The 15,403-nt window shown below is 70.1% G+C and carries 15 protein-coding genes, 1 tRNA gene, 1 other RNA gene and 2 pseudogenes; 10 read left to right on the plus strand and 9 right to left on the minus strand.

Annotated elements, in window-relative coordinates; genetic code table 11:
• Together E6A21_RS17965 and E6A21_RS14750 are read left to right on the plus strand one after the other, a co-directional pair.
• A partial coding sequence (locus E6A21_RS17965) for an IS30 family transposase (protein WP_171041428.1) occupies positions 1 to 226 on the plus strand: 226 nt, incomplete at its 5' end.
• Between the two features lie 203 nt (positions 227 to 429).
• Entirely contained in the window at positions 430 to 1,038 is a 609-nt protein-coding gene (locus tag E6A21_RS14750; RefSeq protein WP_138444929.1) for a TetR/AcrR family transcriptional regulator, read from the plus strand.
• A 12-nt stretch (positions 1,039 to 1,050) separates the two neighbouring features.
• Here E6A21_RS14750 and E6A21_RS14755 read toward each other — a convergent pair whose 3' ends face one another.
• Both E6A21_RS14755 and E6A21_RS14760 read right to left on the minus strand, forming a co-directional pair.
• Positions 1,051 to 1,701, minus strand: coding sequence for a LytR C-terminal domain-containing protein (locus E6A21_RS14755; protein WP_138444930.1), 651 nt, complete (start codon positions 1,699 to 1,701; stop codon positions 1,051 to 1,053).
• A gap of 14 nt (positions 1,702 to 1,715) precedes the next feature.
• Positions 1,716 to 2,015 carry a type II toxin-antitoxin system VapB family antitoxin gene (locus E6A21_RS14760; RefSeq protein WP_043122642.1) on the minus strand — a complete coding sequence of 100 codons (300 nt, stop codon included), beginning with the start codon at positions 2,013 to 2,015 and terminating at the stop codon, positions 1,716 to 1,718.
• A 171-nt stretch (positions 2,016 to 2,186) separates the two neighbouring features.
• Here E6A21_RS14760 and E6A21_RS14765 point away from each other — a divergent pair, with 171 nt between their 5' ends.
• Positions 2,187 to 3,077, plus strand: a complete 891-nt coding sequence (locus E6A21_RS14765) for a Cof-type HAD-IIB family hydrolase (protein ID WP_246036547.1) — start codon at positions 2,187 to 2,189, stop codon at positions 3,075 to 3,077.
• Between the two features lie 141 nt (positions 3,078 to 3,218).
• Here the strand turns inward: E6A21_RS14765 and E6A21_RS14770 are convergent, their stop codons facing one another.
• The gene (locus E6A21_RS14770) at positions 3,219 to 4,331 is read right to left on the minus strand and encodes a M23 family metallopeptidase (protein WP_138444932.1); all 1,113 of its coding nucleotides are present in this window, start codon (positions 4,329 to 4,331) and stop codon (positions 3,219 to 3,221) included.
• Between the two features lie 342 nt (positions 4,332 to 4,673).
• A tRNA-Ser gene (locus E6A21_RS14775) sits at positions 4,674 to 4,758 on the minus strand.
• Between the two features lie 144 nt (positions 4,759 to 4,902).
• Here E6A21_RS14775 and E6A21_RS14780 point away from each other — a divergent pair.
• On the plus strand, positions 4,903 to 5,238 hold the full coding sequence (locus E6A21_RS14780; RefSeq protein WP_138444933.1) for a YqfO family protein: 336 nt from the start codon (positions 4,903 to 4,905) through the stop codon (positions 5,236 to 5,238).
• Here E6A21_RS14780 and E6A21_RS14785 read toward each other — a convergent pair.
• On the minus strand, positions 5,195 to 6,562 hold the full coding sequence (locus tag E6A21_RS14785) for a HAMP domain-containing sensor histidine kinase (RefSeq protein ID WP_138444934.1): 1,368 nt from the start codon (positions 6,560 to 6,562) through the stop codon (positions 5,195 to 5,197). The genes E6A21_RS14780 and E6A21_RS14785 overlap by 44 nt on opposite strands.
• Positions 6,559 to 7,278, minus strand: coding sequence for a response regulator (locus E6A21_RS14790; protein ID WP_138444935.1), 720 nt, complete (start codon positions 7,276 to 7,278; stop codon positions 6,559 to 6,561). Before E6A21_RS14790 ends, E6A21_RS14785 begins: the two co-directional genes overlap by 4 nt.
• A gap of 171 nt (positions 7,279 to 7,449) precedes the next feature.
• Between E6A21_RS14790 and E6A21_RS14795 the strand changes: the two genes are divergently transcribed.
• The 5 genes and pseudogenes from E6A21_RS14795 to E6A21_RS14810 all read left to right on the plus strand — a co-directional run bounded on the left by E6A21_RS14795 (position 7,450) and on the right by E6A21_RS14810 (position 11,920).
• Positions 7,450 to 8,064, plus strand: a complete 615-nt coding sequence (locus E6A21_RS14795) for a hypothetical protein (RefSeq protein ID WP_138444936.1) — start codon at positions 7,450 to 7,452, stop codon at positions 8,062 to 8,064.
• 42 nt (positions 8,065 to 8,106) lie between these two features.
• Positions 8,107 to 8,203: signal recognition particle sRNA small type (ffs, locus tag E6A21_RS14800), an RNA gene on the plus strand.
• 53 nt (positions 8,204 to 8,256) lie between these two features.
• Positions 8,257 to 10,146, plus strand: a pseudogene (locus E6A21_RS14805) (DNA polymerase III subunit gamma and tau); the annotation flags it as partial.
• A 746-nt stretch (positions 10,147 to 10,892) separates the two neighbouring features.
• A pseudogene (locus E6A21_RS18205) lies at positions 10,893 to 11,108 on the plus strand (transposase); the annotation flags it as partial.
• A gap of 203 nt (positions 11,109 to 11,311) precedes the next feature.
• Positions 11,312 to 11,920: a TetR/AcrR family transcriptional regulator gene (locus E6A21_RS14810; protein WP_138444929.1), complete on the plus strand. Its 609-nt coding sequence runs from the start codon at positions 11,312 to 11,314 to the stop codon at positions 11,918 to 11,920.
• 12 nt (positions 11,921 to 11,932) lie between these two features.
• On the opposite strand, the gene E6A21_RS14815 is transcribed toward E6A21_RS14810, so the two are convergent.
• Both E6A21_RS14815 and E6A21_RS14820 read right to left on the minus strand, forming a co-directional pair.
• The gene (locus tag E6A21_RS14815) at positions 11,933 to 12,583 is read right to left on the minus strand and encodes a LytR C-terminal domain-containing protein (RefSeq protein WP_138444930.1); all 651 of its coding nucleotides are present in this window, start codon (positions 12,581 to 12,583) and stop codon (positions 11,933 to 11,935) included.
• 14 nt (positions 12,584 to 12,597) lie between these two features.
• Positions 12,598 to 12,897, minus strand: coding sequence for a type II toxin-antitoxin system VapB family antitoxin (locus tag E6A21_RS14820; protein WP_043122642.1), 300 nt, complete (start codon positions 12,895 to 12,897; stop codon positions 12,598 to 12,600).
• A 171-nt stretch (positions 12,898 to 13,068) separates the two neighbouring features.
• On the opposite strand from E6A21_RS14820, the gene E6A21_RS14825 reads away from it, so the two are divergent.
• A complete protein-coding gene (locus E6A21_RS14825; protein ID WP_246036547.1) occupies positions 13,069 to 13,959 on the plus strand; it encodes a Cof-type HAD-IIB family hydrolase in 891 nt (296 codons plus the stop codon).
• Positions 13,960 to 14,082: 123 nt separating this feature from the next.
• Here E6A21_RS14825 and E6A21_RS14830 read toward each other — a convergent pair whose 3' ends face one another.
• Entirely contained in the window at positions 14,083 to 15,195 is a 1,113-nt protein-coding gene (locus E6A21_RS14830) for a M23 family metallopeptidase (protein WP_138444932.1), read from the minus strand.
• Between the last annotated feature and the right edge of the window lie 208 nt (positions 15,196 to 15,403).

Genomic DNA, 15,403 nt, shown 5'->3' on the forward strand with positions numbered 1-15,403 from the left:
CTACTTCGCCGACCCCCATTCGCCATGGCAACGCGGCACAAACGAGAACACCAACGGCCTGCTGCGCCAGTACCTGCCCAAGGGCAGCAAGATCCCCAGCGACCCCTCCTACCTCGAGGCCATCGCCATCGAGATGAACAACCGGCCACGCAAGACACTAGGCTTCAAAACACCACGAGAAGTCTTCCTCGAAGACATCGAACAGGCCGTTGCCAACATGCCTTGAATCCGCCATGTCTGCCAACCGGTCAGGAGCGCGGCGTGTCCCCAGCAACACGAGGGCAGCGCGGCTAGAAGTGGGCGGGACGAACCGCGCTCAGCGCTTCGGGGTGCTTCCATGCTCGCCAGACCCCGGCCCGGGGCAGCAGAATCGGGAGACCACACCGAGGCACCGCCCCTTTGCTGACACTCTGGCCTTAAAATGGGCCTATGCCCCGCATCCAGGCAGAGTCCAACGCCGCCCAGCGCGCGCTCACGCAGCGCCGGATCCTCGACGCGTTCGGCGAGCTGCTCTTCACGCGGGGACTCCCGGGGCTGACGATGACCGACGTCGCGCGCCAGGCCGGCGTCGGCCGGACCGCGGTCTACAACTACTACGCCGACTTGGAAGAGCTCCTCATCGGCTACGCACTCGACGAGACCGGCCGCTTCCTCACCGACCTCAAGGACGAGCTGGGCCGGCTCGACAATCCCGTCGACCGCCTCGCCGTATACATCCGGGCCCAGGTCGAGGACCTTTCCCGCCGCCACCTCCCGCCCGGTCCGGCCATGCGGGCGGTGCTCTCGGCGTCGTCGTTCGCGAAGCTGGGGGACCACGTCGGCGAGCTCAACGCGGTGCTTCGCGACATCCTCCGGGCCTGTATGGAGGAGGGCTACATCCCCCAGGCCGACCTCGACGAGATCTCGCAGCTCGTGCTCGGATCGCTCGCGGCGAGCGCTGACCGCGGGCAGGATCGCCACACGGAGGCGACAGTGCGCTTCATCCAGCTCGGTGTCGGAGCACGCTTCGACGAGATCGGCCGCCCGATCAAGACCTGACCGCGCGCCGGATCAGGGGGTGGGCGCGACGGAAGCCGAGGGGCTCTGAGTGGCGCCGACGCACACGAGTCCTCCCGGCGTCTGGTCGACGAGGCCCGGGTCCTTGAGCCCGGCGAAGGTCGGCAGGAGGATGAGGTCGAGGCTCGCGTCGCCCCGCTTGTCGAGCACGAACAGGCTCCCGGGCACATTGCGCTGGACCGTGAAGGCGGCCGCTTCGCCCGCGGGGCCGGCAACGATGAGTGCAGGCGGCGTCCCGGTCGCCGTGGAGTTGGCCACGTTCCCGACGGCGAACTTCCGTTGCGTGAGCTGGTCGGCAACCGTCCGTGCGAGCCCTTCCTTCCCCGCCGCGTTGAGCACGTTCACGCGGACGGACTGCGGCGCCGCGTAGTCGAATGGCCCGCTGGGGCAGCCGGGGGTCGGCCCGGGCGACGCGGCCTGCGGCGAGAGCACGAGGCGACCGGTCAGAATGGCCCACGCTCCCGTCCCGCCCGCGACGACGAGGGCCAGCAGGAGCACGAGCAGGACGGTATGTCGGATCTTGCGCCAGCGGCTCCGCCGACGCTCCTGCTCGTCCCGCTCGGCCTCGAACTGCGAGCGCAGTTCCTCCCCGTTGACCACGTGGTGCCCGCGGTAGACGGTGGGGTCCTTGGGCCTGGGGCTCATGGCGCGGCCTCGGCTCAGGAGTCGAGATCGAGAACGCGGGCGTGGATGGCCGTCCGCTGGTGCAGGGCCGTCCGCAGCGCACGATGGAGCCCGTCCTCGAGGTACAGGACACCCTGATACTGGACGACGTGCGGGAAGAGGTCGCCGAAGAAGGTCGAGTCCTCGGCGAGGAGGGCCTCGAGATCGAGCGTGCGCTTGGTCGTGACGAGCTCGTCGAGCCGCACCGGGCGGGGCGGGAGGGCGGCCCAGTCCTTGGGCGTGTGGTACCCATGGTCCGGGTAGGGGCGCCCGTCCCCCACAGCTTTGAAGATCACGCGACTAGCGTAGACAGGCGCCTGCCGGAGCGTCATACCGGGCACGCACCCCGGAGGGATTGTGGCCGAACGGTTACGGAGCGCTTCCGACGGATGACGGTCGACGGCGACCTGCCGCCGTCGTCCGTCATCCGGGCTTGGACTGGGCGGCCGCCTGACAGAATGGGCCGCATGGAACTCCGACCCCCGTTCGCCCTCCTTCTCGACGTCGACGGCCCGATCGCGAGCCCGGTGAGCCGCTCGGTCAGGCCGGAGATCATCTCACTCCTGCTCGAACTCGGGGAGGCTGGGATTCCCCTCGTCTTCAACACAGGACGTTCGGACGCATTCATCGCGGAGCAGGTGATGGAGCCGATGCTGGCCGAGGGGATGCCGTCCTCGCTCACGGTTCACGCGATCTGCGAGAAGGGGGCCACGTGGTTCTCGTTCACTGGCGAGGGGGCGACCCCTGTCCGGGTGGACCGTGAGCTTGCCGTCCCCGCCGGCTTCGCCGACGAGATCCGGAACCTCGTGGCGGAAAAGTATGCGGACTACATGTTCTTCGACGAGACCAAGCGGGCGATGGTCTCGGTCGAGCAGCGGGTCGATGTGTCGAACAGCGAGTACCGCGCCGTCCAGGAGCACTTCGACGCCGACGCGATGGCCCTCATGGCGCAGCGTGGAATCGGTGCGGTACGGCTCGATCATCACCTTCCCGGCCAGGACGACACAGTCGACTTCCGCGTCGACCCCACCATCATCTCGACCGACATCGAATCCGTGCGCCTCGGCAAGGACCTCGGGGCGAGCCGCGCCTGCGAGCTCCTGCGGGGTGACGGGATCGTGCCCGCATCGTGGTTCACGATGGGCGATTCCCGGACTGACTACGCGATGGCGGACTGGCTGCACCACAACGACCACGAGGTCTCCCACGTTGACGTCCGGCCGGAGGACGGCGTGCCCGAGAAACCATATGAAATCCTCACAGCCGGCTACCTCGGGCTCGGCTCCGAAGTGATTCACGACGACGCCGGGCTCGCCTTCCTGCGCGAGTGGCGCAAGGCGGCTGTGACCACACACTGAACTATAGCCACGCGCTGAGCCGTGCCACAGGGCTGAGCCGTGCACAGGGCTGAGCCGTGCCACAGGGCTGAGCCGTGCCACAGGGCTGAGCCGGGCCGAGCGGCGGTCCGGGGTACTGCGTCAGGCACTGCCCGTGACGCCCTACGGCGTGGGGGTCGGTGTTGCCGTGGCCGTCGCGGTAGGTGTCGCCGTCGTCGGCGCGGTGGCCGAGGTGGCCGGCGACGACGAGACAGTGGCCGTCGCCGTAGGCGACGGCGTCGGGCTCGAGGACGGCGTGCGGCTCGGCGTCGGGCTCGGCGTGGGCGTGGGATCGGCTGTGGGGCTCGGCGCAGGGGACGACGACGTGCTGGTCGAAGAGGGGCTCGAAGCAGAGTTCGAGGCCGACCCGCCGCCCGAGCTCGCGCCCGACGAGGACGCGGTCGAGGACGACTGGGGCGACGGCGAGGCTGCCGGCCCAGGAGCGGTCGGTGTTGGCGCCGGGGCCTTCTGGATGGTCTCGCCGGGGGCCGGCTCGTCGAGGGTCGTGGGCACGCTCCAGTTCTGGCTCGCGGGCGTCTGGCCGTCCTTCGGCGTGTAGTCGGTGAGAGTCAGGTTCGCGACGGGGTCGGTCTGCTTGATCCCGATGAACGTCCACTTCATCGGGTCCTCGTACACCCCGTTGAGATGGGTCTCGAAGTGCAGATGGGATCCGGTGGCGCTGCCAGTGTGGCCCACGAGACCGACCACCTGACTCGGCTGCACCGAGTCTCCGGCCTTCACCGCACAGGCGTGCATGTGGTTGTACGTCGTGACCAAGCCGTTGCCGTGGTTGACCTCGACCCGGTTCCCACCGCCCCAGGGATGCCACCCCGCCGCCTGGACCACGCCGGCGTCGGCCGCATACACCCGGGTGCCCTCGCCCGCCCCGAAATCCTGCCCCCAGTGGAACTCGCCGGGCAGGCCGGTCAGCGGGTTGATGCGGTAGCCGAAGGGCGACGTGGGGACGAGCGCTTCGAGGGGCGCGTAGAGCTGACCCTTCACGGGCCGGGGAAGGTCTGCGGAGGCCACCATGACCGTGCCCGAGTGGTTGCCGGCCGGAATCGAACTGACGGAGGAGCGGTCGAAGGTGAGCTTCGCGTTCGGGTCTGCGCGCACGGTGTCCCCGGAATCGGCGAACGCCCTGGTTGCGCCGCACAGCGCACAGGCTATGGGAATGGACAGCCCCACGAAGCCTCGACGGCCAATCTGGCGGCCTGCACCTCTTTGCTGCTCCATGTGACTCCCCAATCAGTCATGGCGTTTTTCGGCATGAACTATCCAAGAAAACTCGCGCCGAATGGCACCATTGTCAGTTGGGCCGATGCGAAAGCGCTAGATGTTTAAACAGTCACACAGCGCTTCTACAGCCTGTCAAGAAAATGGAGTCGGCTGAGCAGATCGGCGCCAGCTGAGGAGCTCAGGAGCGCCAGGCAGGCGCAATGCTCGTTCCGGAAGAGGCTGCGGGTCCGGAGCAGCTCCAGATAGTCAGCCCAAAGCACGACACCCCCAGTCCGAAGACCGGGGGTGTCGTGAGTGTCGCGGCTCATCCTGATGGATGTCCCGCTTCACCACTCGATGCGGAGGATGGGGGATTTGAACCCCCGAGGGCGTGAACCCAACACGCGTTCCAGGCGTGCGCCATAGGCCGCTAGGCGAATCCTCCAGATTGCCCGCGCAAAGCCGCGCCCGAGGGAGCGCCCCTGTGCAGAGCAGACTCTAGAATACCCGAGGTTTCCGGATGCTCCGAATCGAGCCCGCGCCCCGAACGAGCCGCTGCCCGCAACGAGCCCGTGCGAGACTGAGCGGCATGGAGGAGTTCGACTGCCTTGTCGTCTACGTCCCGACCGCCGACGCCGACGCCCTCCGAACAGCCATCGCCAGCGCCGGGGCGGGTCGCCTCGGCAACTACGCCGGGTGCAGCTTCAGCGTCGAGGGGACCGGGCGCTTCGCCCCGTTGGACGGCGCACAGCCGGCGATCGGGACGGTAGGAGAGCAGGTGCAGGTTCCCGAGACCCGGATCGAGGCGATCTACCCTCGCGGCGGACGGAACGCGATCGTCCGCGCACTCCTTGCGGCCCACCCGTACGAAACGCCCGCGTTCATGACGTTCCCTGTGGATGTGAGCCGGCCGCCGGAAGCCTGACGGCGAAGCACGCCCCGCCTTCCGGCGCCCTTCCGGCGACGAGCTGCCCCCCGAGCCGGCCCGCGAGGCGCTGCGCGATCGAGAGCCCGAGCCCCGTCCCGACCGGCCGCTCCCCCTGATAGCGCGAATGGAGCGCGCCTCGCTCGAACGCGTGGGCGAGGTCGTCCTCGCTCAGCCCGGGGCCGCCGTCGCGCACTTCGAGGACGACGGCGCCGTCCTCCCGCCGCCCCGCGAGCACCACGGGCGCTCCGGCGGGAACGGCACGGAGGGCGTTTTCCACAAGCCCGTCGAGGAGCTGCCGCAGCCGGCGCGCGTCCGTCACGACGGGGACGGGTCCCTGCAGTTCGGAACGCAGAACCACCCCTGCGGTCTCGGCCGCACCGCGCCACGCCTCGAGGACCGCGGGCAGGATCGCGGCGGCGTCGACGAGCTGGAGGTCCACCCTGAAGTCGTCGGCCTCGAGCCGGGCCAGCTCGAGCAGGTCGCTCACGAAGTGGTCGAGGCGGTCGGCCTCGGCGCCGAGCGTCTGGCCTACCCGACGCACGTCCCCGGCGGGGATCATCCCGTCGGCGAGCGCCTCTGCGTAGCCTCGAACGGCAGTGAGCGGCGTCCGCATCTCGTGTGAGACGGAAAGGAGGAACTCGCGCTGCCGCGCCTTGCTCGCGGCCAGCGAGGCGTCAAGGGCATCGAGGGCATGGGCAACCTGCCCCACCTCGGCCGGGCCGCCGGCGTCGACCGCCACACCGCGCTCGCCGCCTGCAAGCCGACGGGCCGCGGACGCGACGTGCACGAGCGGCCGCGCGACCCATCGGGCCACGAGTGCGCCGCCCGCAACGGCGCAGCCGAAGCCGATGAGCAGGGCCCACAGAAGCCGTGTCACGAGCGGCACCGCGGCTTGGTTCACGGCCGAGACCGGCTCGACGAGCACTAGACCGCCGCCAGCCGCAAGGGGCCGGGCTTCGACGACGACCGGCGTCCCGTTCACCGTCTCGGTCTGCGAGAAGGACTTGCCCGCGAGGACCCTCGAGACAGCCGCCCGGCTCACGAACCCCCGGCCAGCGCCGCTCACGATGCCGGCCGGGCTCACGAGTGCGATCCGGCCCGCCTCGCCGACCGCGAGCTCGCGGAGGGAAGCGAGATCGGTCACCGAGCCGGACGTGCTGAGCGCCTGCGCCTGGCGCGCGAGGCTCGCGCGGGCCTGGTCGACGGCGGCCGACCGGATGAGCTGCGCGCCCACGAGCCCGGCGACGAGGGTCGCCACCGCCGCCACGGCGGCAGTCACCAGGGTGACGCGCGCGTAGAGCGAGCGCAGCCACTTCCTCACGGACCCACGCCGCCCGAGCCCTCCACCGACACGCTGTAGCCGACCCCACGGATGGTCCTGATCGGGCTCGCGTCTCCGAGCTTGGCGCGGAGCTGCGCGACGTGGACGTCGACCGTCCGGCCCCCGCTGTAGTCGGCCTGGCCCCAGACGGCCGAGAGGAGCTGCTCGCGGCTGAACACGCGCCCGGGCTGGGTCATGAGGTGGGCCAGCAGGTCGAATTCGAGCGCGGTGAGCTGCACCGGCCGCCCGTCCGCCTCGACGGTGCGCCGGCCCGCGTCCACCCGTACGAGACCCACTGTCAGGACACGCGGCGCCTGCGGACCGGCCGCCCGCCGGAGGACGCTGCGGACCCGGGCGACGAGCTCGCGCGGGGAGAAGGGTTTGGTGAGGTAGTCGTCGGCACCGAGCTCGAGGCCGAGGACGCGGTCCACCTCGTCGTCGCGGGCCGTCACGAAGATCACGGGGGTCCAGTCGTCCTCCTCGCGGAGGCGGCGGCAGACCTCGACGCCGTCGAGACCCGGCAGGCCCACATCGAGGACGATGGCAACGGGGCGCAGCTGGCGGACCCGTGCGAGCGCGACGGCGCCGTCGCGCTCGACGTGCACCCCGAACCCGGCGCGGGCGAGGTAGAGGCGTTCGAGGTCCGCGATGGCGTGCTCGTCCTCGACCACGAGCACGAGCCCGCGCCCCTCGACCGAGTTGTCCACGGGAACCATTCAAGCGCACCCTTCAAATGCACGACGCCGCTCCCGGACCGTAGGCGGGTCGCCGCAGCGAGACTTTACAGTCCCCGAACATTGGCCGAACAGGGGCCCTTGCCGTGCGTGGGGAAGATCGAACCCGAACCCGGAGGACCTTCCGGAAGAACCCGCGAGAAAGGACAGGCCATGGACGAGAGAACAGACGGACCCTGGGACGCCCCACAGCGGAAGAGCACCGGCCGCCGCTGGAAGGCGGGTGCCGCCTCCGCGCTCGCCGCAGCCCTCCTCGCCGGAGGAGGCATCGCCGTCGCCCTCGACGCGCGCCAGCCGCAGAACGACGCCGCCCAGCCGGCCGCCCTCGTCGTGCCGGCCGCGAATTCGACGGCGTCGCCGTCGCCTTCTGCGTCCGCGCCGGCGAAGACCCAGCAGACGGACCGGGCCGCCCTGCGCAGGGCTCTCGCCGTCGTCATCCGACAGGACGGCACAGCCCAGTACGGCCCACACGCCCAAGCAGCCGCCCGTGCGGTTGCCAACCGCTTCCCCGCCGCATTCCGCCGTCTGCCGGCCAAGCTGCGGCAGGACCTGTGGACGCTTGCCGGGGCGCCCGCTGGCCAAGAGGTCGCGGACGCCCAGACGATCAAGAAGGGGGCCCTCGACGGCACGTACGGCTCCGCCGTCCAGAAGGTCGCGCAGGCGATCCAGAAGGCGCCGGCTGCTCCGAAGACACCCAAGCCGGGCACCTCGGCACCGAGCACCCCGGCGCCGAGCGCGACCACTCCGAGCGCGACCACCGGGAGCTGACGGGCCGGTTCGAGGCACCCGTGGAACTCCGCTAAGATGGAACCCAGCCCCTCATGTGGCGTCATCCTGCTGAACTCCCCCAGGACCGGAAGGTAGCAAGGGTAGGTGGGCTCTGGCGGGTGCATGAGGGGCCTTTTCATACCTGTGGATAACCCGCTTGGGGTGTCAGTCCTGATTGGTAGGGTTTTCTCTGTGACTTCTCCGACTGCCCTCTATCGCCGGTATCGGCCGGACACGTTCCAGAACGTGATCGGGCAGGAGCATGTCACCGAACCGCTCATGACGGCGCTCCGGAAGAACCGCGTCAACCACGCCTATCTCTTCTCCGGTCCGCGCGGCTGCGGCAAGACCACTTCGGCCCGAATCCTCGCCCGCTGCCTCAACTGCGAGAAGGGCCCGACCCCCGAGCCGTGCGGAGTCTGCCCGAGCTGTGTCGAGCTCGCGCGCGGCGGATCCGGCTCGCTCGACGTCATAGAAATCGACGCCGCGAGCCACGGCGGTGTGGACGACGCGCGGGACCTCCGCGAGCGGGCGACCTTTGCCCCCGTCCGGGACCGCTACAAGATCTTCATCATCGACGAGGCCCACATGGTCACGTCGGCCGGCTTCAACGCGCTGCTCAAGATCGTCGAGGAGCCGCCGGAGCACATCAAGTTCATCTTCGCGACGACTGAGCCCGACAAGGTCATCGGCACCATCCGCTCGCGTACCCACCACTATCCGTTCCGCCTCGTGCCGCCCGAGCCGCTCATGGCGTACCTCGAGAAGCTCTGCGCCGAGGAGCATGTGGCCGTCGAGCCGGGAGTCCTCTCGCTGGTCGTCCGCGCGGGCGGGGGGTCCGTGCGAGACTCGCTCTCCGTGCTCGACCAGCTCATGGCCGGAGCTGGCACGGGTGGCATCGACTACGAGCTGGCCGTCGCCCTTCTGGGGTACACGCACGCCGCGCTGCTCGACGACGTCGTCGACGCCGTCTCCGCGGGCGATTCCGGGACCGTCTTCCGGGCCGTGGACCGGGTCATCCAGACCGGCCACGACCCGCGCCGGTTCGTCGAGGACCTCCTCGAGCGGTTCCGCGACCTCATCATCGTCCAGGCCCTCCCGGAGGCTGCGCAGTCGATCCTCCGCGGCGTGCCGGCCGACCAGCTTGCACGCATGAGGACGCAGGCGCAGTCCCTGGGCTCGGCGGAGCTCTCGCGGGCAGCCGACATCACGAACGCGGCCTTCAACGAGATGACGGGGGCGACGTCGCCCCGGCTCCATCTCGAGCTCCTCTGCGCGCGGCTCATGCTGCCCGGCGCGGACAGCGACAACGGCTTGGCCGCGCGGCTCGACCGCCTCGAGCGTCGGCTCTCGTTCGAGCATGGACCGGGCGGTACGGTTCCGGACTCCGAGGCCCCGCCGCAGGCCGTGCCAGCTGGCCCGGCGGCTGCTGGCCCGGCGGCTGCTGCAGTTCCAGTGGACGACACGCGCCCTGCCGCTCCGGTTCCGGCATCCACAGAGCCTGGTCGCGGCATTCCCGCGCCCAGCACCCCCGCGCCCAGCACCCCCGGTCCCGGCGCCCCCGCGCCCAGCGCCCCCGAGCTCAGCAGCCCCAGCCCCAGCAGCCCCGCGCCCAGCACCCCCAGCCCCGGCAGCCCGGAGCGCAGCATTGCCGAGCCTCAGGTTCACGAGCGCCCGGCTCCCGAGCGCCAGGTCCCCGAGCGCCCGGCCCCCGAGCCCCGTGTCGCGGGGCCGCAGGCCCAGACGCCCACTCCCGCGTCCCCGGAGCCTGCCGCGGCCGATGTTCCCCCGCGGACGCAGCCTGAACCGGAGCCGAGTGCGCCGGCGGGCGCTGCCCACGGCGGTTCGGGCAGCGTGGAGATGTTCCGGCGCGCCTGGCCCGAGATCCTGGAGGCGCTCACAGCGATCAAGCGCCTCACCTGGATCCTCGTGAGCCAGAACGCGAACGTGGCCGGGTTCGATGGGAGGACCCTCACCCTCGCGTTCGCCAACTCAGGGTCCGTCAACTCGTTCTCTCGCGGCGACCACGCGGACAACGTGCGCAGTGCGGTCCAGAAGGTGCTCGGTGTCGAGGTCCAGATCGACGCGACCACCGGCGGGAACGGTCCGGTTCCCGCCGGAGCGAGGGGAGCTGAGCCGGGCCCAAAAGCGCCGGCTGACAGTCTCCCGGGCTCCCCCGCGCCCGAAACCGGCAGCGTTCCGGAAGGGCGTCGTGGCGCCGCAGCAGCGGCCGCGCCGACTCCATCGCCCGCCCCGGCTCCTTCGCCTGTGCCGCCATCGCCCGCGCTGGCTCCTCCGAGCGCCGACACTGCACCCACTGCACCACCTGCGCCGAGCGCGGCCGACATCACTTGGGGCCTCGCCCCGGCCCCCGCAGGTGGCCCCGCGGCCCCGGCGGAGGGGTCCGTCGAAAGCCAGCCATCTCGTGTGGCCGCGGCCGGAGCCGCCTCACCCGAGCCCGAGCCCGAGCCCGAGCCGACCCCACCGGCAGCCGCGGTAGAACCAGACCGCCGCGGGCAGAACAGCCGCGACGGGCAGACAGGCGGTGACGGGCGGGAGGGCGAGGAACCACAGCGGCCGCAGCCCGGGCCTGCGACAAGCCCCCGACCTTCCGATGATCCCTATGCGGACATCCCGTACGCGGACGACGAGCCACCGGCCGACTGGGACGAGCCGCTCCCGGAAGACGAGGGACGGCGTCGTCCGTCTGGCCCCGTCGAGCCGTCGTCGTCTCGCCGGTCCGAGGCCAAGCCTGTGGAGACGGGCGGCAGCGAGCCTGCTGGGCGCGATCCTTGGGCCTACGCCCGCGAGTCTTCCCCCGGCGTCCCGACCCCCATTCGCCATGGCAACGCGGCACAAACGAGAACACCAACGGCCTGCTGCGCCAGTACCTGCCCAAGGGCAGCAAGATCCCCAGCGACCCCTCCTACCTCGAGGCCATCGCCATCGAGATGAACAACCGGCCACGCAAGACACTAGGCTTCAAAACACCACGAGAAGTCTTCCTCGAAGACATCGAACAGGCCGTTGCCAACATGCCTTGAATCCGCCATGTCTGCCAACCGGTCAGGAGCGCGGCGTGTCCCCAGCAACACGAGGGCAGCGCGGCTAGAAGTGGGCGGGACGAACCGCGCTCAGCGCTTCGGGGTGCTTCCATGCTCGCCAGACCCCGGCCCGGGGCAGCAGAATCGGGAGACCACACCGAGGCACCGCCCCTTTGCTGACACTCTGGCCTTAAAATGGGCCTATGCCCCGCATCCAGGCAGAGTCCAACGCCGCCCAGCGCGCGCTCACGCAGCGCCGGATCCTCGACGCGTTCGGCGAGCTGCTCTTCACGCGGGGACTCCCGGGGCTGACGATGACCGACGTCGCGCGCCAGGCCGGCGTCGGCCGGACCGCGGTCTACAACTACTACGCCGACTTGGAAGAGCTCCTCATCGGCTACGCACTCGACGAGACCGGCCGCTTCCTCACCGACCTCAAGGACGAGCTGGGCCGGCTCGACAATCCCGTCGACCGCCTCGCCGTATACATCCGGGCCCAGGTCGAGGACCTTTCCCGCCGCCACCTCCCGCCCGGTCCGGCCATGCGGGCGGTGCTCTCGGCGTCGTCGTTCGCGAAGCTGGGGGACCACGTCGGCGAGCTCAACGCGGTGCTTCGCGACATCCTCCGGGCCTGTATGGAGGAGGGCTACATCCCCCAGGCCGACCTCGACGAGATCTCGCAGCTCGTGCTCGGATCGCTCGCGGCGAGCGCTGACCGCGGGCAGGATCGCCACACGGAGGCGACAGTGCGCTTCATCCAGCTCGGTGTCGGAGCACGCTTCGACGAGATCGGCCGCCCGATCAAGACCTGACCGCGCGCCGGATCAGGGGGTGGGCGCGACGGAAGCCGAGGGGCTCTGAGTGGCGCCGACGCACACGAGTCCTCCCGGCGTCTGGTCGACGAGGCCCGGGTCCTTGAGCCCGGCGAAGGTCGGCAGGAGGATGAGGTCGAGGCTCGCGTCGCCCCGCTTGTCGAGCACGAACAGGCTCCCGGGCACATTGCGCTGGACCGTGAAGGCGGCCGCTTCGCCCGCGGGGCCGGCAACGATGAGTGCAGGCGGCGTCCCGGTCGCCGTGGAGTTGGCCACGTTCCCGACGGCGAACTTCCGTTGCGTGAGCTGGTCGGCAACCGTCCGTGCGAGCCCTTCCTTCCCCGCCGCGTTGAGCACGTTCACGCGGACGGACTGCGGCGCCGCGTAGTCGAATGGCCCGCTGGGGCAGCCGGGGGTCGGCCCGGGCGACGCGGCCTGCGGCGAGAGCACGAGGCGACCGGTCAGAATGGCCCACGCTCCCGTCCCGCCCGCGACGACGAGGGCCAGCAGGAGCACGAGCAGGACGGTATGTCGGATCTTGCGCCAGCGGCTCCGCCGACGCTCCTGCTCGTCCCGCTCGGCCTCGAACTGCGAGCGCAGTTCCTCCCCGTTGACCACGTGGTGCCCGCGGTAGACGGTGGGGTCCTTGGGCCTGGGGCTCATGGCGCGGCCTCGGCTCAGGAGTCGAGATCGAGAACGCGGGCGTGGATGGCCGTCCGCTGGTGCAGGGCCGTCCGCAGCGCACGATGGAGCCCGTCCTCGAGGTACAGGACACCCTGATACTGGACGACGTGCGGGAAGAGGTCGCCGAAGAAGGTCGAGTCCTCGGCGAGGAGGGCCTCGAGATCGAGCGTGCGCTTGGTCGTGACGAGCTCGTCGAGCCGCACCGGGCGGGGCGGGAGGGCGGCCCAGTCCTTGGGCGTGTGGTACCCATGGTCCGGGTAGGGGCGCCCGTCCCCCACAGCTTTGAAGATCACGCGACTAGCGTAGACAGGCGCCTGCCGGAGCGTCATACCGGGCACGCACCCCGGAGGGATTGTGGCCGAACGGTTACGGAGCGCTTCCGACGGATGACGGTCGACGGCGACCTGCCGCCGTCGTCCGTCATCCGGGCTTGGACTGGGCGGCCGCCTGACAGAATGGGCCGCATGGAACTCCGACCCCCGTTCGCCCTCCTTCTCGACGTCGACGGCCCGATCGCGAGCCCGGTGAGCCGCTCGGTCAGGCCGGAGATCATCTCACTCCTGCTCGAACTCGGGGAGGCTGGGATTCCCCTCGTCTTCAACACAGGACGTTCGGACGCATTCATCGCGGAGCAGGTGATGGAGCCGATGCTGGCCGAGGGGATGCCGTCCTCGCTCACGGTTCACGCGATCTGCGAGAAGGGGGCCACGTGGTTCTCGTTCACTGGCGAGGGGGCGACCCCTGTCCGGGTGGACCGTGAGCTTGCCGTCCCCGCCGGCTTCGCCGACGAGATCCGGAACCTCGTGGCGGAAAAGTATGCGGACTACATGTTCTTCGACGAGACCAAGCGGGCGATGGTCTCGGTCGAGCAGCGGGTCGATGTGTCGAACAGCGAGTACCGCGCCGTCCAGGAGCACTTCGACGCCGACGCGATGGCCCTCATGGCGCAGCGTGGAATCGGTGCGGTACGGCTCGATCATCACCTTCCCGGCCAGGACGACACAGTCGACTTCCGCGTCGACCCCACCATCATCTCGACCGACATCGAATCCGTGCGCCTCGGCAAGGACCTCGGGGCGAGCCGCGCCTGCGAGCTCCTGCGGGGTGACGGGATCGTGCCCGCATCGTGGTTCACGATGGGCGATTCCCGGACTGACTACGCGATGGCGGACTGGCTGCACCACAACGACCACGAGGTCTCCCACGTTGACGTCCGGCCGGAGGACGGCGTGCCCGAGAAACCATATGAAATCCTCACAGCCGGCTACCTCGGGCTCGGCTCCGAAGTGATTCACGACGACGCCGGGCTCGCCTTCCTGCGCGAGTGGCGCAAGGCGGCTGTGACCACACACTGAACTATAGCCACGCGCTGAGCCGTGCCACAGGGCTGAGCCGTGCACAGGGCTGAGCCGTGCCACAGGGCTGAGCCGGGCCGAGCGGCGGTCCGGGGTACTGCGTCAGGCACTGCCCGTGACGCCCTACGGCGTGGGGGTCGGTGTTGCCGTGGCCGTCGCGGTAGGTGTCGCCGTCGTCGGCGCGGTGGCCGAGGTGGCCGGCGACGACGAGACAGTGGCCGTCGCCGTAGGCGACGGCGTCGGGCTCGAGGACGGCGTGCGGCTCGGCGTCGGGCTCGGCGTGGGCGTGGGATCGGCTGTGGGGCTCGGCGCAGGGGACGACGACGTGCTGGTCGAAGAGGGGCTCGAAGCAGAGTTCGAGGCCGACCCGCCGCCCGAGCTCGCGCCCGACGAGGACGCGGTCGAGGACGACTGGGGCGACGGCGAGGCTGCCGGCCCAGGAGCGGTCGGTGTTGGCGCCGGGGCCTTCTGGATGGTCTCGCCGGGGGCCGGCTCGTCGAGGGTCGTGGGCACGCTCCAGTTCTGGCTCGCGGGCGTCTGGCCGTCCTTCGGCGTGTAGTCGGTGAGAGTCAGGTTCGCGACGGGGTCGGTCTGCTTGATCCCGATGAACGTCCACTTCATCGGGTCCTCGTACACCCCGTTGAGATGGGTCTCGAAGTGCAGATGGGATCCGGTGGCGCTGCCAGTGTGGCCCACGAGACCGACCACCTGACTCGGCTGCACCGAGTCTCCGGCCTTCACCGCACAGGCGTGCATGTGGTTGTACGTCGTGACCAAGCCGTTGCCGTGGTTGACCTCGACCCGGTTCCCACCGCCCCAGGGATGCCACCCCGCCGCCTGGACCACGCCGGCGTCGGCCGCATACACCCGGGTGCCCTCGCCCGCCCCGAAATCCTGCCCCCAGTGGAACTCGCCGGGCAGGCCGGTCAGCGGGTTGATGCGGTAGCCGAAGGGCGACGTGGGGACGAGCGCTTCGAGGGGCGCGTAGAGCTGACCCTTCACGGGCCGGGGAAGGTCTGCGGAGGCCACCATGACCGTGCCCGAGTGGTTGCCGGCCGGAATCGAACTGACGGAGGAGCGGTCGAAGGTGAGCTTCGCGTTCGGGTCTGCGCGCACGGTGTCCCCGGAATCGGCGAACGCCCTGGTTGCGCCGCACAGCGCACAGGCTATGGGAATGGACAGCCCCACGAAGCCTCGACGGCCAATCTGGCGGCCTGCACCTCTTTGCTGCTCCATGTGACTCCCCAATCAGTCATGGCGTTTTTCGGCATGAACTATCCAAGAAAACTCGCGCCGAATGGCACCATTGTCAGTTGGGCCGATGCGAAAGCGCTAGATGTTTAAACAGTCACACAGCGCTTCTACAGCCTGTCAAGAAAATGGAGTCGGCTGAGCAGATCGGCGCCAGCTGAGGAGCTCAGGAGCGCCAGGCAGGCGCAATGCT

The organism is Sinomonas susongensis, assembly GCF_005877005.1.
Taxonomy (GTDB): Bacteria; Actinomycetota; Actinomycetes; order Actinomycetales; family Micrococcaceae; genus Sinomonas; species Sinomonas susongensis.

Bases quoted from the DNA above. Each gene is read 5' to 3' on its own strand.
- E6A21_RS14750 (WP_138444929.1), top strand. From the start codon at position 430: ATGCCCCGCATCCAGGCAGAGTCCAACGCCGCCCAGCGCGCGCTCACG.
- E6A21_RS14755 (WP_138444930.1), bottom strand. From the start codon at position 1,701: ATGAGCCCCAGGCCCAAGGACCCCACCGTCTACCGCGGGCACCACGTG.
- E6A21_RS14765 (WP_246036547.1), top strand. From the start codon at position 2,187: ATGGAACTCCGACCCCCGTTCGCCCTCCTTCTCGACGTCGACGGCCCG.
- E6A21_RS14770 (WP_138444932.1), bottom strand. From the start codon at position 4,331: ATGGAGCAGCAAAGAGGTGCAGGCCGCCAGATTGGCCGTCGAGGCTTC.
- E6A21_RS14780 (WP_138444933.1), top strand. From the start codon at position 4,903: ATGGAGGAGTTCGACTGCCTTGTCGTCTACGTCCCGACCGCCGACGCC.
- E6A21_RS14790 (WP_138444935.1), bottom strand. From the start codon at position 7,278: ATGGTTCCCGTGGACAACTCGGTCGAGGGGCGCGGGCTCGTGCTCGTG.
- E6A21_RS14795 (WP_138444936.1), top strand. From the start codon at position 7,450: ATGGACGAGAGAACAGACGGACCCTGGGACGCCCCACAGCGGAAGAGC.
- E6A21_RS14810 (WP_138444929.1), top strand. From the start codon at position 11,312: ATGCCCCGCATCCAGGCAGAGTCCAACGCCGCCCAGCGCGCGCTCACG.
- E6A21_RS14815 (WP_138444930.1), bottom strand. From the start codon at position 12,583: ATGAGCCCCAGGCCCAAGGACCCCACCGTCTACCGCGGGCACCACGTG.
- E6A21_RS14825 (WP_246036547.1), top strand. From the start codon at position 13,069: ATGGAACTCCGACCCCCGTTCGCCCTCCTTCTCGACGTCGACGGCCCG.
- E6A21_RS14830 (WP_138444932.1), bottom strand. From the start codon at position 15,195: ATGGAGCAGCAAAGAGGTGCAGGCCGCCAGATTGGCCGTCGAGGCTTC.